This is a genomic window from Fictibacillus aquaticus (assembly GCF_002245695.1).
In the GTDB taxonomy this organism is placed as follows: domain Bacteria; phylum Bacillota; class Bacilli; order Bacillales; family Fictibacillaceae; genus Fictibacillus; species Fictibacillus aquaticus.
Genome location: NZ_NOII01000001.1, coordinates 307,482 through 328,845 on the forward strand (window position 1 = coordinate 307,482; position 21,364 = coordinate 328,845).

23 protein-coding genes and 1 other annotated feature are annotated in these 21,364 nt (G+C 41.7%); of the genes, 8 read left to right on the plus strand and 15 right to left on the minus strand.

The window, feature by feature from the left end; genetic code table 11:
- The first annotated feature begins 90 nt into the window (after nucleotides 1–90).
- Entirely contained in the window at nucleotides 91–1,209 is a 1,119-nt protein-coding gene (locus tag CGZ90_RS01640) for an NAD(P)/FAD-dependent oxidoreductase (protein WP_094250591.1), read from the plus strand.
- 100 nt (nucleotides 1,210–1,309) lie between these two features.
- Here CGZ90_RS01640 and CGZ90_RS01645 read toward each other — a convergent pair whose 3' ends face one another.
- Nucleotides 1,310–1,855 carry a ribonuclease FAU-1 family protein gene (locus tag CGZ90_RS01645; protein WP_094250592.1) on the minus strand — a complete coding sequence of 182 codons (546 nt, stop codon included), beginning with the start codon at nucleotides 1,853–1,855 and terminating at the stop codon, nucleotides 1,310–1,312.
- 182 nt (nucleotides 1,856–2,037) lie between these two features.
- On the opposite strand from CGZ90_RS01645, the gene CGZ90_RS01650 reads away from it, so the two are divergent.
- Nucleotides 2,038–3,438, plus strand: coding sequence for a hypothetical protein (locus tag CGZ90_RS01650; protein WP_094250593.1), 1,401 nt, complete (start codon nucleotides 2,038–2,040; stop codon nucleotides 3,436–3,438).
- Between the two features lie 43 nt (nucleotides 3,439–3,481).
- On the opposite strand, the gene CGZ90_RS01655 is transcribed toward CGZ90_RS01650, so the two are convergent.
- The 3 genes from CGZ90_RS01655 to CGZ90_RS01665 form a co-directional block, all read right to left on the minus strand.
- Nucleotides 3,482–4,051, minus strand: coding sequence for a DUF6944 family repetitive protein (locus tag CGZ90_RS01655; protein WP_094250594.1), 570 nt, complete (start codon nucleotides 4,049–4,051; stop codon nucleotides 3,482–3,484).
- Nucleotides 4,052–4,146: 95 nt separating this feature from the next.
- Nucleotides 4,147–4,437, minus strand: a complete 291-nt coding sequence (locus CGZ90_RS01660; RefSeq protein ID WP_094250595.1) for a DUF6509 family protein — start codon at nucleotides 4,435–4,437, stop codon at nucleotides 4,147–4,149.
- Nucleotides 4,438–4,483: 46 nt separating this feature from the next.
- A complete protein-coding gene (locus CGZ90_RS01665; protein WP_094250596.1) occupies nucleotides 4,484–5,341 on the minus strand; it encodes a hypothetical protein in 858 nt (285 codons plus the stop codon).
- 138 nt (nucleotides 5,342–5,479) lie between these two features.
- On the opposite strand from CGZ90_RS01665, the gene CGZ90_RS01670 reads away from it, so the two are divergent.
- Complete coding sequence (locus CGZ90_RS01670) at nucleotides 5,480–6,568, plus strand: PRK06851 family protein (protein WP_094250597.1); 1,089 nt, start codon at nucleotides 5,480–5,482, stop codon at nucleotides 6,566–6,568.
- A gap of 247 nt (nucleotides 6,569–6,815) precedes the next feature.
- On the plus strand, nucleotides 6,816–8,153 hold the full coding sequence (locus tag CGZ90_RS01675) for a polysaccharide biosynthesis protein (RefSeq protein ID WP_094250598.1): 1,338 nt from the start codon (nucleotides 6,816–6,818) through the stop codon (nucleotides 8,151–8,153).
- An 11-nt stretch (nucleotides 8,154–8,164) separates the two neighbouring features.
- On the opposite strand, the gene CGZ90_RS01680 is transcribed toward CGZ90_RS01675, so the two are convergent.
- Complete coding sequence (locus CGZ90_RS01680) at nucleotides 8,165–8,611, minus strand: DUF4385 domain-containing protein (RefSeq protein WP_094250599.1); 447 nt, start codon at nucleotides 8,609–8,611, stop codon at nucleotides 8,165–8,167.
- Nucleotides 8,612–8,707: 96 nt separating this feature from the next.
- Nucleotides 8,708–9,436 carry a CBS domain-containing protein gene (locus CGZ90_RS01685; RefSeq protein ID WP_094250600.1) on the minus strand — a complete coding sequence of 243 codons (729 nt, stop codon included), beginning with the start codon at nucleotides 9,434–9,436 and terminating at the stop codon, nucleotides 8,708–8,710.
- A gap of 123 nt (nucleotides 9,437–9,559) precedes the next feature.
- Between CGZ90_RS01685 and CGZ90_RS01690 the strand changes: the two genes are divergently transcribed.
- Nucleotides 9,560–10,165: a DUF2238 domain-containing protein gene (locus tag CGZ90_RS01690; protein WP_240515323.1), complete on the plus strand. Its 606-nt coding sequence runs from the start codon at nucleotides 9,560–9,562 to the stop codon at nucleotides 10,163–10,165.
- A 46-nt stretch (nucleotides 10,166–10,211) separates the two neighbouring features.
- On the opposite strand, the gene CGZ90_RS01695 is transcribed toward CGZ90_RS01690, so the two are convergent.
- Both CGZ90_RS01695 and CGZ90_RS01700 read right to left on the minus strand, forming a co-directional pair.
- Nucleotides 10,212–11,987: an ABC transporter ATP-binding protein gene (locus tag CGZ90_RS01695; protein WP_094250601.1), complete on the minus strand. Its 1,776-nt coding sequence runs from the start codon at nucleotides 11,985–11,987 to the stop codon at nucleotides 10,212–10,214.
- Nucleotides 11,984–13,723 (minus strand): ABC transporter ATP-binding protein, encoded by a 1,740-nt coding sequence (locus tag CGZ90_RS01700; protein WP_094250602.1) that lies wholly within the window; start codon nucleotides 13,721–13,723, stop codon nucleotides 11,984–11,986. The genes CGZ90_RS01695 and CGZ90_RS01700 overlap by 4 nt, the downstream gene beginning before the upstream one ends.
- A 143-nt stretch (nucleotides 13,724–13,866) precedes the next feature.
- On the opposite strand from CGZ90_RS01700, the gene CGZ90_RS01705 reads away from it, so the two are divergent.
- Complete coding sequence (locus CGZ90_RS01705) at nucleotides 13,867–14,202, plus strand: hypothetical protein (RefSeq protein ID WP_094250603.1); 336 nt, start codon at nucleotides 13,867–13,869, stop codon at nucleotides 14,200–14,202.
- Nucleotides 14,203–14,582: 380 nt separating this feature from the next.
- Here the strand turns inward: CGZ90_RS01705 and proS are convergent, their stop codons facing one another.
- Together proS and CGZ90_RS01715 are read right to left on the minus strand one after the other, a co-directional pair.
- The gene (proS, locus tag CGZ90_RS01710; RefSeq protein ID WP_379675152.1) at nucleotides 14,583–15,980 is read right to left on the minus strand and encodes a proline--tRNA ligase; all 1,398 of its coding nucleotides are present in this window, start codon (nucleotides 15,978–15,980) and stop codon (nucleotides 14,583–14,585) included.
- Between the two features lie 102 nt (nucleotides 15,981–16,082).
- Nucleotides 16,083–16,296: a binding site (T-box leader), on the minus strand.
- A gap of 44 nt (nucleotides 16,297–16,340) precedes the next feature.
- Nucleotides 16,341–16,784: a DUF4395 domain-containing protein gene (locus CGZ90_RS01715; RefSeq protein WP_094250604.1), complete on the minus strand. Its 444-nt coding sequence runs from the start codon at nucleotides 16,782–16,784 to the stop codon at nucleotides 16,341–16,343.
- 135 nt (nucleotides 16,785–16,919) lie between these two features.
- Here CGZ90_RS01715 and CGZ90_RS01720 point away from each other — a divergent pair, with 135 nt between their 5' ends.
- Nucleotides 16,920–17,060: a YpzI family protein gene (locus CGZ90_RS01720; protein ID WP_094250605.1), complete on the plus strand. Its 141-nt coding sequence runs from the start codon at nucleotides 16,920–16,922 to the stop codon at nucleotides 17,058–17,060.
- A gap of 112 nt (nucleotides 17,061–17,172) precedes the next feature.
- Here CGZ90_RS01720 and abc-f read toward each other — a convergent pair whose 3' ends face one another.
- The 3 genes from abc-f to CGZ90_RS01730 form a co-directional block, all read right to left on the minus strand.
- Complete coding sequence (gene abc-f / locus CGZ90_RS01725) at nucleotides 17,173–18,795, minus strand: ribosomal protection-like ABC-F family protein (RefSeq protein WP_094250606.1); 1,623 nt, start codon at nucleotides 18,793–18,795, stop codon at nucleotides 17,173–17,175.
- Between the two features lie 147 nt (nucleotides 18,796–18,942).
- Entirely contained in the window at nucleotides 18,943–19,068 is a 126-nt protein-coding gene (locus CGZ90_RS21200) for a hypothetical protein (RefSeq protein ID WP_276206744.1), read from the minus strand.
- A gap of 88 nt (nucleotides 19,069–19,156) precedes the next feature.
- Entirely contained in the window at nucleotides 19,157–19,729 is a 573-nt protein-coding gene (locus CGZ90_RS01730; protein ID WP_094250607.1) for a DJ-1/PfpI family protein, read from the minus strand.
- A 240-nt stretch (nucleotides 19,730–19,969) separates the two neighbouring features.
- Here CGZ90_RS01730 and CGZ90_RS01735 point away from each other — a divergent pair, with 240 nt between their 5' ends.
- The gene (locus CGZ90_RS01735) at nucleotides 19,970–20,254 is read left to right on the plus strand and encodes a hypothetical protein (protein ID WP_094250608.1); all 285 of its coding nucleotides are present in this window, start codon (nucleotides 19,970–19,972) and stop codon (nucleotides 20,252–20,254) included.
- 237 nt (nucleotides 20,255–20,491) lie between these two features.
- Here CGZ90_RS01735 and CGZ90_RS01740 read toward each other — a convergent pair whose 3' ends face one another.
- Both CGZ90_RS01740 and CGZ90_RS01745 read right to left on the minus strand, forming a co-directional pair.
- The gene (locus CGZ90_RS01740) at nucleotides 20,492–20,695 is read right to left on the minus strand and encodes a DUF6501 family protein (RefSeq protein WP_094250609.1); all 204 of its coding nucleotides are present in this window, start codon (nucleotides 20,693–20,695) and stop codon (nucleotides 20,492–20,494) included.
- A gap of 213 nt (nucleotides 20,696–20,908) precedes the next feature.
- Nucleotides 20,909–21,331 carry a MarR family winged helix-turn-helix transcriptional regulator gene (locus CGZ90_RS01745; RefSeq protein WP_165766737.1) on the minus strand — a complete coding sequence of 141 codons (423 nt, stop codon included), beginning with the start codon at nucleotides 21,329–21,331 and terminating at the stop codon, nucleotides 20,909–20,911.
- Nucleotides 21,332–21,364 lie beyond the last annotated feature (33 nt).

Consider the following 21,364-nt stretch of genomic DNA (forward strand, 5'->3'; position numbering starts at 1 on the left):
CCACCTCATCTGTTGCTTGTTTTACGTTATCTTTTATATCAGGGTATAATAAATAGTGAGAATGCTACAAGCAAAAAAAGGATGCTGAACATGAAAAAGTTTATTATAGTCGGTGCTGGGATTCTCGGTGCGTCCGCAGCCTATCATCTCGCAAAAAGCGGTGCCGATGTAATGGTTGTGGACCGTCATGACGCTGGGCAGGCGACCGATGCCGCAGCAGGAATTATCTGCCCTTGGATTTCGCAGCGCCGTAACAAAGCTTGGTATGAGCTCGTCAAAAATGGTGCGCGGTACTATCCGAAGCTCATTGCAGAGCTTGAGCGCGAAGGTCAAACGGAAACGGGCTATGCTAAAGTTGGCGCAATCAGCCTTCATCAATCACTTGAAAAATTGCAGAAGATGTATGAACGGGCATTGAAACGCAAAGATGATGCTCCTGAAATGGGAGAAATCTCGATTCTGACCAAGGAAGAAACGAAGGCTCTTTTTCCTCTTCTTCACGATCAATATGCAGCTGTACATGTGAGCGGAGCGGCACGTGTGAACGGAAGAGCTTTGAGAGATGCTTTACTGCAAGCTGCTCAATCATTAGGAGCTGAAATTATCAGCAGTGATGCTGCACTGCTGTTTGAAAAAGGAAAGGTTACAGGTGTAAAGACAAGAAATCAGAGGCTTGAAGCTGACTGTGTAATCGTTTGTGCAGGAGCCTGGGCTGCTGAGCTCGTTAAGCCAATTGTTTCACTTAATGTAACCTACCAGAAAGCTCAGATTGCACATATGTATTTGCCAGCAGCCGATACTAAGAAATGGCCTGTAGTAATGCCGCCAAGTGACCAGTATATCTTAGCTTTTGATAATGGAGAGATTGTTGCAGGAGCTACACATGAAAATGATATCTCCGGATATGATACGAGAGTCACTTCTGGAGGTATTCAAGAAGTGATGAATAAGGCGCTTGATACATGTCCTGGTCTGCATAACAGCAGTTTCGTTGAAATGCGTGTCGGCTTCCGTCCCTTCACACCCGGGTTTTTGCCTGTCATTGGAGAAATTCCAGGATGGAAGGGCATTCTGCTTGCAAACGGCCTTGGCGCCTCTGGTCTTACGATGGGACCTTTTTTAGGATCTGAGCTCGCAAAACTGGCACTTGGAGAAAAACTGGAGATCGATTTAGAGCTATATAAAGTTGAAAGTGCAATTGAAAGGTGATTTCTGATTATACCAAAAGACACGTAACATGGTTTCATTAAAATGAGGACCGGCATTTAAGCCGGTCCTCATTTTAATGCATTGAAAAATTAGAAGTATTTTATTTCTCACTAAGTTTTCCTTCTAAAAGCTTCTTATGAGCATTTGAAAGCTTGATTAATGGGAATTTTCCGTCCGTGACCATTTTGTAGACATTATCCGATTCTTCCCAAGCTAAATCATATTGCTGCTTCGTAATTTTTTCGGTGCGGTATGCTTCTTCAAGCTCGTCGGCATCAAGGCGTATCACTTCGCCTGATGGAAGGGCAACAATATCTAAATATAAATCATCCATCCATGGAATATCGTTTTCAATTCCATTCTCACGGACGATATCAATATACCATTGAACGATTTCGCCTTTAGAATTAAACATTGTTGTGACGGAATGGTTTTTTTTCAGCGGAAAATGCTGAAGCACCATATATCCTTCATCAATGACACAAATCTCCTCTTTCCCGCATTGCTTAAACAATGGTTCCGTTACCTGGTCGATTTTAACTAAGGTCACGTATCCATTGAAATCGTCACTTTCTAAAAAGGTTTGTGCATATTTTTTCTTTTTTACATTTTTAAGTTCACTGTGCGTCCCATATTTTCTTTCCATTTTATCCTCTTTTCTTCTGTTAAATCCATGAAAGGTGATTGACAGCTATTATATATCCTTCCTTTATACTGCTTACAATAAACACCTCACCACTTTACCTTATTTACATAACCTGTATTACATCTGATTTAGGATAAATGCCTAAGCGGAATGATACAGAATTTGAAGGGAGAGAAAATGTGATGGGCGTTGAACTCACAGCGCTGCATTGGATTTATGTATTGTTTATTGCAGGTATTATCGGATTTATGGTAATGAGAAGGGATACGACACTTTTGTGCATTCTTGGTATCTTTCTTATTGCTATCACAGCTACGGGTTCCATCAGCTCATCTGTCAGCAGCATTTTCAATAGTTTTATTTTTGCCATCACCGAACTGCTATCCACCATTCTCGTTATTTCTATAATCGTTGCGATGAGCAGGACGCTTACAGCTTCGGGTATCAATGATGTGATGATCTCTCCATTTGCGAGGCTTATCCGATCTCCGGCGCTTGCATATTGGACGATTGGTATTTTAATGATGGTGATCTCATGGTTCTTTTGGCCTTCGCCTGCAGTCGCTCTGCTCGGTGCTGTATTGCTTCCCGTAGCCATTAGAGCAGGTCTTCCGGCGCTTGGAGTGGCGATGGCTATGAACCTATTCGGACATGGCATCGCCTTATCAGGTGATTTTATTATACAAGGTGCTCCAAAACTTACAGCAGATGCAGCAGGAATTCCAGTAGGTGATGTAATAAGCGCGAGCATTCCGCTTGTCATCGTAATGGGCGTGGTAACGACAGTAACAGCCTTTTATTTTATGCGGCGTGATTTAAAGAGCGGAAATCTCACTCATACGACTGGTATTACGGCTGAACCGCCTGAAGAGCAGCAAACAGAGCAAAAACAAATGTTATCTATGGGAAAGAAACGGATTTTTGCGCTGCTCATACCCGTCTTGTTTGCTCTTGATGTGGCAGCTATGTATAAGTTTAATCTCCAAGGCGGAGATGCAACGGCGTTAATCGGGGGTACATCAGTCTTCATCTTACTTCTCATTACGATGGCAAGCCATGGCAGCAAGGGACTTGAAAAAACCACAAGCTATCTAATAGAAGGATTTACTTTTGGGTTTCGAGTGTTCGGTCCAGTCATTCCGATTGCAGCATTTTTTTATCTTGGAGATTCGGGTTTCGGAAAAATCATCGGGGATTACCTTCCAAAAGATTCTCATGGCATCGTCAACGACCTAGGAGTAGCGCTTGCAGCTGTCGTACCGATGTCTAAAGAAGTCGCTGCCATAACTCTAACTGCAGTTGGAGCTATTACTGGTCTAGATGGTTCAGGATTCTCAGGTATTTCTCTTGCTGGTTCTGTCGCCTCCTTGTTTGCTTCAGCAATAGGGGCGGGTGCTGCGACATTGACGGCATTAGGACAAATCGCTGCAATCTGGGTCGGCGGCGGGACTCTCGTTCCATGGGCTCTTATTCCTGCTGCGGCTATTTGCGGAGTCGATCCGTTTGAACTTGCAAGACGGAACCTGCTTCCCGTCACAATCGGATTATTCGTCACAACCATTGTAGCGATGTTTTTGCTGTAAAAGGATAAAAAGGCGCTGCAATTTTTATGCCGCGCCTTTTTCCTTAGATCAATAATTGCAAACGGTCATTCCATTCTTCTTGTATCTGTCCTTGTGCTGAAATAACAGAACCTGCCGCCTGTATCCAGCTGCCTGCTACAGTTAAAGATTGGCCAGATCCTTCCCCTTTTTGCAGCTCATATATTCCACCGATAGCCTGCAGGGAATTACCCGCAGCCTGCAATATGTTTCCGACGATGTTTAAATACTGGTCTTCTTCACTATCGTCTTCCACCTCATCAGCTATTGCGACAAGTCCCCCGAATGCTTGAGTGAAATTACCCATTATGTTGAGCCGTTGAGACCCTTCTGAACTTATGGGAAGAACGATGGAAGCGATAACCTCCACGTTGCCGGCTGATTGCAGCTCGTTTCCCAGCTTTCCGAGTGATGGAGTTTCTTGTCCATCAGCTCCAAGTGCGTTTCCAGTTGCCTGCAGGACGTTGCCGATCAAGTTTAATGAATTCTGCAGATTCTCTGTCAAAAATGGGAAAGGAGTGCTGCCGATCGCGGAAATAATTGTCCCTATGGCCGCAATGACAGCACCTGTTATCTCTTTCCAAGCATCATCCATTTGAACGCCGCCAGTCTTTAGTAGGTTACTACAATATATTCTCAGTTATTGACGATGGTAGCTATTCAGGCAAGAAAAAAGAGCCTGGATGGCTCTTACTGAACATTTTGTCTGCAAAAATCATGAAAAGTCTGAAGTTCTTCGTCTTCAAGTTCGAAATCAAGCTGTTTATTCGTTATGTTTTCAAAAAGCTGGTATTGAGCAATACGCGTCTCTTCACCCTCAACGGCAAAGATGAGCTTTATGTACAATCCGTTTTCACTGAAAAGCTCGTCATCTTCTTCCACTTCAAAATGAATGACAAATTCGTACCGCTCTCCGCTTAAAATACCTGTCGGATCTTTTAACTGTTCAAAATCATGTCTTGTAATGTTCACATTACTCATCCTTTCTATTTGTGCTTACTCATTATACACTTTTCCATGATAATACCTAAAGATTGACGGTTCTCCAGGCCGCTGCTAACGTTTTTGCGATAATGTCAGTAATCTTCTCAGACGTAAAATAATGCATATGCGACAGTGGTGTCAAACTGGCTGGCCAGCTTCCAGTATTGATTTCCATGTCTGCTTCGACCGCATGATTGTAGCCTTCGCTGATTGGCTTTAAAGGAAATCCAAACACATCGTCTTTGTCATAAATGTTTATCCATTTTCCGGAAAGTTCAGGATGATAAGCACTTAGCTTAGGAGATGGAACGCTGATCGGACTGTCAAAGTCGCTGTAGCGCAGACTCCACAATGCGAGCGGGCTTCCAAGAGAGAAAAAGCCTGCCAATGTACTCCCATTTTCTAGAGGGGTCGTTTTCATCGTTTTCTGCACAGAAATTGGAATTCGGTCCGGAATAGATTGCAGGTCATAAAAATAGTTGCTTGTGATGATGGTCCCAAGGCTATGAGCAATAATATAAAGAGGGGCTTTCTCTCCCGCGGCTTCACTAAGCAGCCTTAATCCGTCAGCGAACACTTGATGGACTTTTTCGTAGTTTTGATTATGTTGCCCTGATGGCTGGTATGCAATTGCATCTCCTAGAAAATGAATAACAAACTGTCTTAATTCAGCGTAATGTAAGTTCCCTGAAGCAGACAAAAGACGCCAAATATCCTCTTCTTTTTCTTGGAAAACACTGCCCCAGTAAATCGGCTGGATGACGACCTCTTTTTCGGGTTTTTTTGTATCGGCAGAAAGATATCGAGAAAATTGTTCCGTCAGGTTTTGAGAGAAGAGTTCGGAAAAATGTTCGTCCTGCCTTCCGATACCATGCAGCACCGCAACCGCTATTTTTGTCATATGAAGCTCACATCCTTCTGTCTTTTACATATTAGATAAAACAGCAGAAAATCCTTCTTTGTAGGCCTTCACCTATCCGGGAGTCATGCATAAACTATCGAGAGCATTTCACTTTCTTTTTGGAAGGAGTGTCTAGAAATGGGCGGGAAAACAAGAAATTACTATGCCGGCGGAAACACAGCCAGAGGCTTTCATAACTTGTTTGAATCAAATCTCTCTGGCTTAGAGCGGCTGTTTATCCTTAAAGGCGGCCCTGGAACAGGCAAGTCTACAATGATGAAAACAATCGGGAGTAAATGGAACGACGATGGATATGATGTTGAATACATTCACTGTGCTTCAGATAACGAATCAATTGATGGTGTTATCATTCGTGATTTAAAAATAGGAATCGTTGATGGGACTTCTCCGCATGTCATTGAACCGGCTGCACCAGGTGCGGTCGAGGAATATGTCAATCTAGGTGAAGCATGGAACTCTTCCACCCTCGCACAAAAGAAAGATGATATCCTTTCATTAAATGATAAAATCAAATCCTGTTATAAATCATCATACCAATCGTTTTTTGAAGCACTGCTTATTCATGATGAATGGGAAAAATTCTATATCGAAAATATGGATTATAAAAAAGCAGATGAAGTGTGTGAAAAATTGATCAACACCTACTTCAAAAAAAAGCAGGATAAAAAACCAGCTGTCTACCATCGTTTTCTGGGAGCTGCTACACCTAAAGGCGCTGTCGATTTTGTTCCAAACCTGACAGAGGATGTGAAGCAGCGTATTTTTATTAAAGGCCGCCCTGGTTCAGGAAAGTCGACTCTTCTTAAGAAACTTTCATCTAAAGCAGAGGAATACGGATATGATACAGAAATATATCATTGCGGTTTTGATCCGCACAGTCTTGATATGGTGATTGTAAGAGAGCTTGAGATCGCGGTATTTGACAGCACTGCACCTCATGAATATGAGCCTGAGCGTGATGGAGACACGATACTGGACATGTATGAAGCAACTATTACGCCGGGAACTGATGAAAAGTTCGCAGCAGAACTTGAAGATGTCAGAAACCGCTATTCATCTAAAATGAAAGAAGCTATATCGTTTTTAACGGAAGCAAAAGTCATGCATGATCAGCTTGAAGGGATTTATGCAGAGGCTATGGACTTTAATATCATTAACGCAATCCATCAAAAAATAGATAAAGAGATTGAAAAGCTCTCACACTGAATGGAAATGGCCATCCCATACACCTAATTTGGAGGTGTCAGGATGGTTTTTTTAGTTTTTAAGCTTTCAATCAAGGGGTTTCGTGAAAAGATATCGTTCTTCATAAAATATTTGGCCGCTTCTTTCAATTGCTATACAGTACTTTATCCCTTCAGTTATCCTCCTCGACGATTACTTCTCATGACGTTCTTGTCCTTATAAACCGGTCATACATATGAAAAGAAGACAAACGTTGAGGTGAGCCTTTGTGAAACTGTTTTATAGAGGAGTATTCCTTCTCGCCCTTGCATCACTTGCAGGTGAGAGCCTTGAATTTATTACAAACATGGTGCTTGCTAAGGAGCTTGGCGAACATGGACTCGGTCACTTTATGTCCATTCTGCCGACCATCTTCCTTATTGTAATCATCGCCAGTCTCGAGCTTCCGATTTCCGTTTCAAAGTATGTTGCTGAAAGGGAGGAAAATGAGCATTATAGTATGCTTAAACATGCATTGTTTCTTACCGTTTGCTGTACAGCAGCATTGCTTCTTCTTTCCTTGGTGGTGCTGCCATTTTTAGGTGTGTTCAATACGTATCATCCGCTGGTCAGGTGGCTGGTCGTTCTGCTGATTCCTGTTATTTCATTTACTTCGATCGCACGAGGCTATTTTATGGGAAAACAGCAGATGGGCAAAATAGCCTTTTCTAATCTTGCCAGAAAAATAGTTCAGCTCATTCTTCTCACTGGTGTTTATCAGCTGTTTTCGTTCAGCCAGGAAACAGCAATACTGGTGGCAATAGCAACGCTTATCGGATCAGAAGTAGTGGTTTTTTTATACTTGTTCACCCATTATGTACTTCAATACAACAAAATGAGAAAAATACCCAGCCAAGATATTTCTTTAAAAGACGTGACCGTCAGCTTAGCTGCTGTATCCGGTCCCGCTACAGCTCTCCGTCTTTTTCATGCAGTAACGAACGCTTTTCAGCCATTTCTAATCAAATATGCACTTATGAGCTCAGGAATATCAGCTGCAGACGCAACCGGACAGTTTGGAATTCTGGCTGGTGTAGCTATGACAGTCGGTTTTTTCCCTGGCTTTATCGCTCATGCGCTGCTCGTCGTCCTAATCCCGACGGTTTCTGAAGCTTATGCTAAGAGAGACACACATAAACTGGCCGCTCTGCTGCGCCAGGCGATGTTCATTACATTCTGTTATGGCGTTCCATCCGCTTTTATCGCGTACTATTTTTCAGACCCGCTGACAGAGCTGTTCTTTCACTCTTCTTCTGCTGGTGAATATGTGAAGCTCTTGTGGCCGGCATTCTTATTCACTTTCTTTCTCGTACCTCTGCAAGCATATTTAATCGGTCTTGGTTTGATAAAAGCTGCATTTTACCAATCCGTATGGGCTACTGTCTTATCGTTTGGGATTATGTTTGTTCTTGGTTCTAACAGCAGCCTGCAGATGAACGGTATTATTATCGGAATCAACGCTGGTTCTGTCCTGCTTATGCTGCTTCACTATTTCAGCATCTGCCGGACAATCGGAATCTCAATGTTTTTGACCAATAGCAGATTTCCCTCACCGTTTATTAAATAAAGCTTCCAGGGTTATCCGTATTTCTTTTGATGATCCTTCTTCAAGAGAAGGTAATCTTTATCTTCTCTTGCCTTCTTCCATTTGGCCATGAAAATATCGGCGGATTCTGCCTTTTCCCTATCAATCTGTCTTTCATGAATATTGCCATTCTCTTTATACTTGCGTCCGCCTTTATAGTTAGCATACCTTCGCGCTCTCGTGTAACCCATCTGCAGAAATTTCCTCGCCATATCCATCCCAACGAAATCTTCATTCTTTTTATAATCTAAAAACATCTCATATATTTTTTCTGATGACTCTTTGGCAATCTCTGGAGTCTTAAAACGCCAATGAGGCAGAATCTCACTTTTATATGGTTCCACGAGAAGAACACCTTGTTCCCCTCTTCCCACTTTGTACTTTTCAGGGTTCTTACGGAAATCCGTGTTCTCAAAATCTAACGTATAATCAAACGCCATGACTGCTCCTCCAGAATTATGGGGTCCGGTACACATTTACAAAAACATAGGGTATTACACCTTTGTTTTGTAAATGTACCGGACCCCCTTAATAATTTAATATTCAATTTCTATCAAATTGTAAGACGTAATTATGCCCAGCGGCTTTTCGTCGCTTTTGCCGTTCAAAGTTACAATAATCGCTTCTAATTTTTTATTATCATTATGATACTTTTCAAATATTTCTTCTGCTTTAAAGATACTCGATGACTTGCTGATAAACTCCACTTGTTTTTGCTTCTTATTTTTTATCTTCAAGTCTTTTATCCGTGCGTCATCCAAATTAATAACATTATCGTTCAGCTGCTTTGTCATCCAGTTTAAGATGTCTGAGGCAGTTAGAAGCCATTGATACTCGCCTTTTGTGTTATAGATCGGAAACCGGGTATAATCATGCTTTTTAATACACTCAAGTACACGCCGCAGTGTATCGTTTTCTTCAAAAATCATGACCGCTTTTGTTGCGATGCTCAATGCATGCTCAGGCTTCATAAAGTATGCAGCGATCTGTTCTGCCCTTTCCACAATATCAAGGTGAGGTTCGGCTATGTAATATCCGTGGTCTGTCTTTTCGTGCACGATAGCATTCCGCAGTTTTGCAAACTGGCATAATTCATCGTAAAAAGAGCGGACAAGCGAGTGCTTGCTGCTTCCAATATCCAGCAGAAACTTGAATCGGTCCTCTCCTTTTCCTCCAAGTTCGTCGATCAAACATTTGTGTATCTGGTTAAATGCTATCTCAAAACGGTCAGATAATATTTCTTGATTTCTCTTAACGGCTTTCATTTCCCATCACCTCGGTATATTGATTGCTTAACTTCTTCGTTCCCTGTAAATCCAAAGTAAAAACACGAGTTCGGTATAAGGAACTGATTTTCACGTGATACTGATGGTGAAAGGGTGATTTCTTTGAAAAAATATCTCCTGTTTCTTCTATCTTTAATAGCAGGTGTCTTTGTCTGGTCAGCTATAAAGCCTGCTGATTATTTTACTTGGATGCTCGAAGTAGCCCCTGGAGCTTTTACCTTAATATTTATCGGTATTCTTTACTACAAAAAACTGAAATTGACTTGGCTCAGCTACACTATTATCACGATGCTGATTATCATAACGTTTATCGGCGGTCACTTTACTTATGACAACGTGCCATGGTTCACAGATTTAAAAGAAGTGTTCGGCTGGAAAAGAAACCCTTATGACCGATTTGGCCATTTTCTTAAAGGATTGCTTATTATCGTTTTTAGGGAAGTTCTTTTAAAAGAAACATCATTGAATAAAGGGGCCTGGCTCCAGATTCTCTCATTAAGCTTAGTCATGACTGTTGCTGCATGTTATGAAATTATTGAATTTATCGCAGCAAAAATACTTGGGCGTTCCGCAGAAGATTTTCAAGGCATGCAGGGAGATCTTTGGGATTCTCAATGGGATATGTCCCTTGCACTTGCCGGCAGCCTGTTAACACTTATCATTCTCACAAAGATTCATGATAAGGTTCTTAAAAGACAGATATCTTAAAGAAAGGGAAAATGAAAAAACAGCCCTATAGGCTGTTTTTTTCATTTTAGGTTTCTGACAATGTACTGTGTCCAAGATATGCTTCTCGTTTGAACAGCCTGGCATAAACGCCGTTTTGTTCCAGCAATGAATCATGCAAGCCGCTTTCAACTACTCTTCCGTTTTCAATCACCACGATTCTGTCTGCTGATAAAACTGTGGATAAGCGGTGCGAGATAATGATGACACTCTGCTTTCCACGTCGTTTTGCGATCGCTTCATTGACGAGAGTTTCGGTGATCGGATCAAGTGCTGATGAGGCTTCGTCGAGAACAAGGATCGGTGCGTCTTTAATAAGAGCACGTGCAAGTGACAATCGCTGCTTCTGGCCGCCAGAGAGCAGACTCCCTCTCTCCCCTACAGGTGTATCCAAGCCGTTGGCAAGGCTGTCAAAATATTCACCTAGACCACTGTCTCTTAGCGCATCGATCAGTACGTCATCACTTGCTTTATCGTTTCCGATCTGCAGGTTTTCCCGCAGCGAACCGTTTCTCAGCTGCACATCCTGTGAAACGATTGCAAATTGCGACCTGAGCCAGCTCGTGCTGATCTTTTGAATGTTCATCCCGTCAATATTAATGGTCCCACCTGATGGTTCATAAAGTCTTAAAAGCAAGTCAACAACTGTAGATTTGCCAGATCCGCTAGGACCCACTAATGCAACAGCTTCTCCTGTATTGACGGCAAACGATAATCCTGACAGGACATTTCCCTGTTTTCCTGGATAAGCAAATACTGTTCCTTGAAATTCCAAAGTTCCAGCTGCATGGTCCGGAATATAGCCTTCAGACTTTTCTGCGGCACTTGGTGCTTCAGCCAAAAGTACTTCTGACCTGTCTAGCGCTGGTCCTGTTCTTCTGACAGAAAGCCAGTTGCGCAGCATTCGCTGCAGTTCGCTGGCGCAGATCGTAACAAGTCCTGCCGCAGTGAGCATCTCCCCAGTGGTCAATCCTTTGTTCCATATCAAAACAGCACTGATGCCATAAACAGAGGCTAAGGCGATTCCATTATAGCTTCCGATAACAACTACTGACTTCATTCTTGCTTTTAATTCAAGCTGTGCTTCTTTTACAAATGACTGCCGGATATCAATAACACTTTCAACCTCGCTGTCAGCAACACCCAGCACCCTGGAGAGATGGATGCCAGTGACGGACTCACGCAGCCTTTCCAGATATCTTGAGGCTTCTTTTCTGGCATTTGTTGATGCCTGCCTCATTTTCGAACCTACTACATTTGAAGACCAGTAAAAAATAACGCCAAGTACAAAACTTGTAATCATTAAATAAGGATGAATCCAAAACAGTACTGCGCTGTATATTACAACTCCCTGAACAGCAGCCATGAAAGTTGAACCTTCCCAAGCAAGGAAGTTGTGGAGCGTATCAGGATCATCAGATACCCGTGCAAGGAGCTCTCCTGACTGTGAATTGTGGAAGAACGAGAAAGGCAAGATGTGCAAATGGCTGAAAAGTCTTAGCTTCTGCCAATTTGTTACGGACTTGGCAACATGATGACAAAAATACTCATCGATGACCATCAGTGTCAAATCAAGAATAGCAGCTGCAATTAAAAGCCACATAAGACCCCATAAGAGATTGTTAGAATGGTTAGGAAGAATATGGTCAACGAGCCATCCTAGTGCCAATGTCGGGATCAATGCAGAAAACACCTGGCTGACTGCTATGACGAACGAATCTGCATATACCCATTTGCTGTGAGGTTTTAAGAAAGAGAGGACTCTGCGGCCATCCCGGCTTTTTTTCGTTTCGCTCGCGTTCATATCGCTCTCTCCTTTTCCAGTTCACTATATTGTGCCATATACAGTTCATGATACTTTCCTTTTTTCTCAAGAAGCTGTTCATGTGTCCCCAGTTCAGCTACTGTCCCTTTATCAAGTAAAACGATTAAATCGGCATCCTTCACCGTGACAAGCCGGTGAGCAATTGTTATCGTTGTTCTGCCTGGTATTAATTCTTGAAGTGAAGCTTGCACCCGCTCTTCTGTTTCACCGTCAAGAGAAGATGTTGCTTCATCAAATATAAGAACGGGCGGGTGCCTTAAAATTGCACGAGCCAGTGCTACACGCTGACGCTGTCCGCCTGAAAGTTTAAGCCCCCGCTCACCAACAATGGTTTCGTAGCCTTCGTTTAATGACGTAATCAGCTCAGAGAGACCCGCTGCCTCACAAGCAGACTGCAGCTCATGTTCTGCAGCATCCTGTCTTCCATATAGTAAATTTTTACGAAGTGTGCTGTTTAATAGAAAAGTTTCCTGAGATACGACACCTACCTGCTGGCGGAACGAGTTTCGATTGTATGAGTAAAGGTCTTTTCCGTCAATATGTACAGAGCCCGCTTCAGGTTCATATAAACCTAGCAGGATTTGGATGAGTGTGCTCTTACCTCCTCCACTTGCACCGACAATGCCGACATGCTGTCCTTCTTTTATACTGAGCGTGACGCCTTTTAATACGTATTCTTCCGCACCAGGATACTTGAACCAGATGTCGTTAAGTTGTATATCTCCTTTCACTTTTCCGATTTCCGGCAGATCTTCCTTATGTTCCTCATGAAGATCAAAATACTCATAAATCCTTATGAGAGCAGGAATGGCTTGCTGAATCGTTAATGCATTCTCGGCAAGAGATCTGACAGGAAGAAACATAGTCGGGATAAGTGCAAGAACAGCGATAAGTGTTCCAGCGGTGATTTCTTTTTCCCAGACCGCCCAGCCGCCGATCAGCATGACAACGCCAGGAGTGGCAATATTAAACAAATTTCCAAGTCGATAATTCACTTTCCCGATCAGAGCGGCTTTTATAGAAAGTTTTTTCCACGCAGAGAGCTTTTGAGTCTGCTGCTCAATCTCCTTATCCATTGTCTGAAAAGTGCGGATAAGCCTGACAGATTCGATGCTTTCCTGCAGGTGGTGGTACATATCAGCGCTCATGTCACGCTGCACAGCACCTAGCTTTCTGACAGTAGTGCCAAGCTTGAATGAAGGGATCAGATATATCGCGAAAACTGCAAACATAACAAGAGCAGCGGGCCAAAAAAGAGAAAAGACGGCTGCAAATGCAGCAATTGCACCTACAAGCTGCTGAATAAACCTTGGCACTACTGTATTATTAAGGTTCTGAACCGACTCTACATCGTGTGTTAGTCTAAAAAGCATATCTCCCCTTGGTGTTGTAGCAAAAAAAGACATCGGGGTACGGTGCAGCCGTTTAAAGGCTCTCATTTGCATATCCGTGATTACATCAAGGCCAATCCTCACCTGAATAAACTCCTGCAGACCTTCAAACATCACTTTCAGAAAGAAGGCGGCTATCACGCCTGCTACGATCCAAATCATCGTATCCGTCATTTGCATCGGTATAATTGTGTCCACAAGCTTTCCTGCAAGTATAGGCGGTATAATTGTAAAACCCCCGCCTGCAAGTGCAAAAATGAGTGCAAGAAGCAAGCCTTTCCAATAAGGCTTAAAATGCAGTACTGTTTCTTTAAATAATTTCATTTTATGGAAACCCCCTTCCAGTAATTATTCATTTTACCTCATCTTCGGAAAATTACAATATTTTAAATAGGGTGTGAAAACACGAAATTCATCAACACCCATATAATATGAATAGAAATGTTTGAACCTTGGGGGAGATTATTTTGGAGAAACGAGTATCAGGGGGAATTCTTTCGGCTATTGAGCAGCAGAGTTCGATCAGCCCATATAATCAATACAGCCCGTATGATTCAAACAACACACTCTCACCAGAGGAATATGAAACGAATTATGGCACGATACTTGCTATTATCGGCGCTGTTTTCACAGTTATAGGAGATAGTTTAGCGTTGATCGGCGGGATGATTCAATTTAGACAGGACATTGAAAACAATCGAGACTCTTCTACTGATACGGATGAAATGAAAAAACAGATATTGGAGCTTCAAAGACAAGTGAAGGCACTGCAAATCAATCAAGGGACTGACCAGCATAGGTAGGTAAGCAGTCCCTCTCTTCATACATACAGCTGCCCATTTTTGTGGGAACCGTGATTTATGTCCAAGCTTCTGCTCTTTCGCTTCATATAATGTAGTAACCCGCTGAGGGAAAGAAATTTACGAGGTGACAGTTTAATGTCTTACGAAAAAAAATGCGAAAGCTCATCTTACAAAAAGTTTACTTGTAAGAAAGAAGTAGAATACGAGTGCGTTTGCAAAAAGAAAAAGCACAAGAAAGAATGCTGCAAAAAGCATTACAAAAAATGCTGCGATCCATGGGCAAAAATTCTGTTCTAATTTGACTTTAACAAAAGACCGGCTTCATAACCGCAAAAGCGGTTTTATGAGCCGGCCTTTTTTTATTTATATCATTAAGAAGCTCAATAAGCCTTCGCCCAATAAACAAGCTGGTCTGCTTTTTCATTGCAGCAGACACAGTTCTCTCCTGCTCTTGTTTGTTCAAATGGAATGCAGCGAGAAGTTGCACCTGTTTTTTCTTTAATCACATCTTCGCATTCCTTTTTACCACACCACATCGCCTTTTTAAAACCAGGTTTTTCAGCGAGTGATGTGGCCATCTCCTCTAACGAAGTTACCGTATCTGTTTTACTTTCACGATGAGACTTCGCTTTTTCTAAAAGTGAAAGCTGTATGTCTTCAAGCATTTCTGGTATGACAGATTCCAGTTTGCCAAATGGAACACTTTCTTTCAACCCTGAGTCGCGTCTAACAAGGACAGCTTCTCCTCTTTCAATATCTTTAGGACCTATTTCAAGACGCAAAGGGATGCCGCGCATTTCGCATTCATTAAACTTGAACCCTGGAGACTTATCACTCGCATCTACGGAGGTCCTGCAGACATGTTTCATGCTCTCTTTCAGTTCAAATGCGGTGTCAAGCACTCGCTCCTTATGCTGTGCGACAGGAACGATCTGCAGCTGTATTGGTGCAATGCGAGGCGGAATGACCAAACCGCGGTCATCGCCATGAACCATGATTAGTGCTCCGATAAGACGAGTCGTGATGCCCCATGATGTCTGGTGAACATGCTGCATTTTCCCGTTCTTATCTGTAAACTGAATGCCGAACGCTTCAGCAAAACCGGTGCCTAGATGGTGCGATGTACCGGTTTGCAGTGCCTTACCGTCATGCATCAAGCTTTCGATCGTATATGTCCTTTTTGCACCGGCAAATTTCTCCTTCTCCGTCTTTTGCCCTTTCAGTACAGGAACAGCAAGGTAATCCTCGCAAACCGATGCGTACACATCAAGCATCTTAAGTGTTTCTTCTTGTGCTTCTTCCTCAGTCGCATGGCACGTGTGGCCTTCCTGCCAAAGAAATTCGAGAGAACGCAAGAACGGCCTCGTTGTTTTCTCCCACCGGACTACATTGCCCCATTGGTTATAAAGCTTTGGCAGATCGCGGTATGAATGGATGATCTTAGAATAGTGCTCACAAAATAAAACTTCGGATGTTGGGCGAACACAAAGCTTTTCAGCAAGTTCTTCTTCGCCTCCGCGGGTCACCCACGCCACCTCAGGCGCAAACCCTTCTATATGATCTTTTTCCTTTTGAAGGAGGCTTTCTGGAATAAATAGCGGCAGATAGACGTTTTCATGTCCTGTTTCTTTTATCTTTTGGTCTAGAGCTTGTTGAATGTTTTCCCAGATCGCATAGCCATACGGCCGTATAATCATCGAACCTCTTACGGATGAATAGTCAACTAAATCTGCTTTTTTTACAACATCTGTATACCACTGTTGTATACCACTGTGCAAAATCTTCATCCATTGCTGTGATTTCGGATACCATCTTTTTTTCTTTTGCCATCCTAATATTCCTCCAATCTTTAAAAAAACACAAAAAGGCCCCGTTCCCTATAAAGGGACCGAGGCCTGGTGGTACCACCCTTATTTACAGCCAAATTTGCTGTACACTTTAATTGCTAACGAAGCAAGATTGCTCCGCATGTGCCTAAACGGCAATGGACTCCAAGGGCAGGTTCAAATGCTGCTGCTAAGAAACCTTTCAGCATGCGGTTTCCTCTCTGACATAGCATCATAACATTTTACTAATCCTCTTCACTGTCTTTTGGATATTAATGTTAAGAAATACTATATATAGCGGATTGTTGAAAGTCAATATGATTTTTGTTCAGATTTATGCTTTCTTTTTTTGTATTGAAATTGCTGCCATTGAAATCGGATAAAGCAGCCTACACAAAAGCCTGTTAAGGCAACAGCTGCCGCAAGAAAAACCATACCTGAAAATATATAACCAAGAGTATTCCATCCGATGCTGAAAAAAATGACCGCGAAAACTAAACATATCACAGCAATCCATTGATTAAACTGCTGCTGATCAAAATCCTCTTGCTGATAAGCAGAGCCAGGCTTTCGTAATAATGGCTTCACTGATGCGATTATCGGATTATATTTAAACAATACACTAATTAACCCTGCTGAAAGAGGGAGAACAAGCAAAAAAGGATGTAAGAGCCATGATAAAAGGACAGAAAGAACAATAAACGCTTGATTTGCCTGAACGAGAGGCTTTGGAATGGATTTCGCAGGATATCCCACCTTTTATACCTACCTTTCCTATCGGAATTAATGGTTATTAGTAGTGTATCTCCTTTTTAATTTTTTGTGAAGGATAAAAGCATTAATTTAATACTTTAGTGAAAAAATATAGATGCATCGAAAGGAGCTGTTACAATGGGAAAAGACCGTCAGGAAAAGAAGCTCAGAGAATCTAAAAAAGTTGAATCTGACAGAGATCAAAGCTTGAAATATTCTGGTGCAACACAATTAGAAGGACCAGAAGAAGCTCGCAGACGAAACCATCAAACAGATTGAACATAAAAAAGCGCAATCTGGACTAGGTCCAACTGCGCTTTTTTGCTGCCTTCATGTATACGTGTTAAATATTTTAATTTATATTTTCATAATCATACACGGTACGTGAAAATTAACATGACTCATCCTTAAGACCATTTATATCATCATATTTTCCTTGATAAGAAGTAAGAATTCCGTTATTTAATACCGCTGTTTTCGTAAATAGTTTATTTAAGAAGTATCTGTCATGAGATACGGCAATCAGCGTTCCTTTAAATTGCTGCAGCGCACTTTCGAGTACTTCTCTTGATTCGATATCCAGATGATTTGTTGGCTCATCAAGAATCAGCAGGTTGTAATTTTGATGGACGAGCTGCGCAAATCTCAGTCTCGTTCTTTCTCCTCCGCTCAAGTCTGCTACTTTTTTAAAAACAGCATTGCCGTAAAACAAATACTTAGCTAAAAGATGGCGTGCCTCGCCCTCTTCTACCGGCACGAGATCTCTGAAAGCAGATATTACCGTGTCTTTTTCGTATCCTTCAAGTCCATTTTGCGTTAAATATCCCAAATGAACTGCTGAACCGATCTTTACTTTCCCGCTGTCAGGCGCTTCACCCAACATAATTCTAACGAGTGAAGACTTACCTGTTCCGTTATCCCCGACAATTGCAGCTTTATCTCCGAAAAATATATCAAGATCGATTCCTCTCAGAAGATGCCTGCTGCCATACGATTTTGCTACTCCCCTCATCTGAACAACATCTTTCCCGCTTCGGTTGTTAACCTCAAAGGAAAGCTGTGCTTTTTTTCGGTCAAGCACCGGCCTGCTGAGCTTTTCCATGCGGTCAAGCGCTTTTTGTATGCTAAAAGCTTTCTTGTAAAACTTTTCGTTGCCGCCTCTGTTTCCCCAATCGCGGTAGCGTTTTATCGCTTCCTTCATCTGCTTGATCTTTTTTTGCTGTTCTTTGTATTGATGGAAATCGTGAAGCAGCTGCTCCTCTTTTAGTTCTGTATACTTGGTATAATTGCCGTGGTACATCGTTAGTTCGCCGTCTTCTAGATCAAGGATTTTGTTGCACACTTTATCAAGAAAGTAACGGTCATGCGAGATGATGACTACTGATCCTTTAAACTTTTGAAGATGATCCTCTAGCCAGCTCATCGTACTTAAATCCAGGTGATTCGTCGGTTCATCCAGTAAAAGAAGGTCCGGTTCCTGCAATAGAATGGATGCTAGGCCGACTTTTGTTTTCTCTCCTCCGCTCAAACTGCTGAACTGAGCATTGCGTAAAGAAGCGAGTCCGAGTCCGGTTAGGACACCGTTGATCTTTGACTCAATCTCATATCCGCCTTTTTCCCTGAATTCTTCCTGCATGATGTAAAGCCGGTTCAGCAGCTTATCTAATCTTTCAGCATTGACTGGGTCGCTGAGCTTTTCTGTGAGTGAACTAATGTTTTGATCAAGGACAGATAGCTCTCGAAAAGATGCTTTTAACAAATCGATTACGGTTGTTCCGGCTTCTGTTTCTGGCATCTGCTCTAAATAGCCAATTTTAGCGTCTTTCATGATATGAATGACACCGGTGTCGCAGTGTTCTAATCCTGAAATAAGCTTGAAAATGGTCGTCTTTCCTGTCCCATTACGGCCAACGAGCCCGATACGGTCCTTTTCATGAATCTCAAAATTCAAGTTTGTAAAAATGGCATTTCCGCCATATGTTTTTGTAATGTTATTTACTGCGCAAACGATCATGAGTAAACACTCCTTTAGATTGTGGTGTTACCCATCACATATATTCTGATGTGAAAATCATATAGCTGATAACTGAACAAAAAAAAACCATGAGCAAGCAAGCCTGCCCATGGTTCTCCAAAATGATAAGGATGGGTAAGGAAATACTTAGCGGTGACATGCGTTAATTATGTTGAAAATGGACAGACTTCTCCCGTCTTGGCCCATTACATATGTAATGGAACGGATCTCAGCTGCAAACCATTTCACCATAAAACGCACACCTGTAAGCATTCTCTTACACCTCCTTCTGTAATATTAAAAATTCAGACAATACCGTCATCCATTATTATACAATCAGTTTGGTTGACCTGCAATATGTTTATGCAATAACTTTCGTGTTTTTAAAGAATGCAAGTGTCTGGTGTTCCTCTGCTTCATCTCCAAACAAACCGAGAAGCTTATAAAGCTGAACAGCGAATTCCACATAAGCGCTGCCAACAGCTGTCAAAATATGATTATCATATACAACATCATCTTCTGATTGTAAAGTCCAGTTAAAAAGGTGTCCGGCTGTTTTGTCATCAGAGTTAATGGATGTTGTATAAGCATTACCTTCAAGGATGCCTGCTGCTGCAAGATGGACCGGCCCTCCGCATATCGCTGCAATGAGCTTGTCTTGTCTATTAAATTCACGTATAAGCTCATGAAGAGCTGAGTTATTTAACAATGCTTCATGGCGCCCTCCTGGTATGATCAGTGCATCATAGTCAGCTGGCGCCACCTGGCTGATTTTTACATGTGGTACGGTCTGAAAACCTCCTGCCCCCGTCACAAATGAAGTATCTTCTTTGTCAGTAAACATATGAACCTCGGCTTTGCCTTTTAAGAACAGCCCGACAAGCATCACCTCGAATTCGGCATATGAATCATAAATCAGCATCAGTGCTTTCATACAATACCTCCATGTTTATTAGCATTTTATAGGCGGTTAACGGCGTTTTCTCGAAGATTTTGTCTGCTGGTTCATTCACTTTAAACAATCCATTTCCTTTGAAAAAAGGAGCAAAAACCTTCAACAGCCGCAAACCACAGTATAATTTACCTTAAAATCCCATTCTTTCTTGAGGATAACCTAAATACCATGGTATAACAAGATTAGTAATTCTTAACTATTTTTTTGGAGGGCATCATAATGGCTTTTTATTTTTTCCTTTACTGGCACTTTTTTGTCATGGTGATGCTCGTTATGCTGCTTAGCGGATTGACAGCAGCTTTTTTTCCGCGTGTTCATATCCTCAAAATCGCTGCAGCAAGCGCCATATCAGGTATCTTATATGCTGTGATATATGATGTTATTGAATTATCATTCTATCCTGCAGTGATGAATATTGTCTTTTCCTTACTTTCAACAGGAATAATAAAATACAATCATTTTCTTAGGAAAACAGCTGAAGAAATTGAGGCGAAAGACAGGTAGGTTTAGAAATTTTATAAAAAGAGAAAAACCGGTCAATTTGAACTGCACCCTAAATTTCAGAAAATTTGGTGCAGTTCATTTCAACCGGTTTACCTTGCTCCTATTATCTTCTATACCCACGCACTCAGCAGCTTTAGAAAACTCCGCTTAAACCGTTCTGCCAGCAAAATTCCGCACCTTAACACTTCTTAACCATGGACAAAACAAAAAGTTTAACCGTGCCTCTTCACTATTGACTTAAGCATCTTCAAAATAATCTTTGTAATAGCCCCCAGCTTTGCCTGTGTTATCGATCACAAAGTAAAATTCCTCTGTCTCGTTTTTCACCTCATACATCTTACCTTCTGTAAGTGCACGGTTCACCATATATTTCTCTGCATTCGTATGTACACATTTTACGGTTTTCATAGTAGCTTTTTCGTTCCATGTTAAATGATTCATATCCATATCACTCCTTAATTTATCTATGGAATATCATATCTCAAATTATGCAGGTTTAAAAGAATGTGATAATAATTGCAAATTACAGCTATTCTATTTCTGTTAAAAGTTGCACTTTGCAATCAAAGCTACATATTGCAGCAGTTGTAAGATGCAACTATCGTTAATGTTATTTTGGTTGCAAGTTGCAACTGTGTGAGGAAAGAAAAAAAATTAAGTACCGCGCATCTTTTTTGAGAGCTGGATAATTGATCTGATGATCGTTTCTTCCTCGAATTCATTCATACCGTTTAATGTTTGTACAATTCTATTTTCTACGTTCTTTATAACAGATTCCAGCTCACTTCTGCCCTTTTCAGTTAAAAAAAGCTGAAGTATTCTTCGGTCTTGTCTGTTTGGAAGCCTCCTGAGAAATCCGCTTTTTTCTAAAGTTTGCACCTGCCTGCTGAAGGTTGTCAGGTCTGTAGTGAGTTTGTTTGCCATCTCCTTGATCGACAAGCCCTCATGGAGATAGGCTTCATACAGAATTTTGTATAATACCTCCGTTAAATTCAAACTGCTTCTTTTCAGTTCTTCTTTTAAAAGACGCTGATAGTCCTGGAGCAGCTTCTCCATAACAGAATGAACACTTTCCATGATGAACACCTCCAGTTCTATCATAGAGTCAAT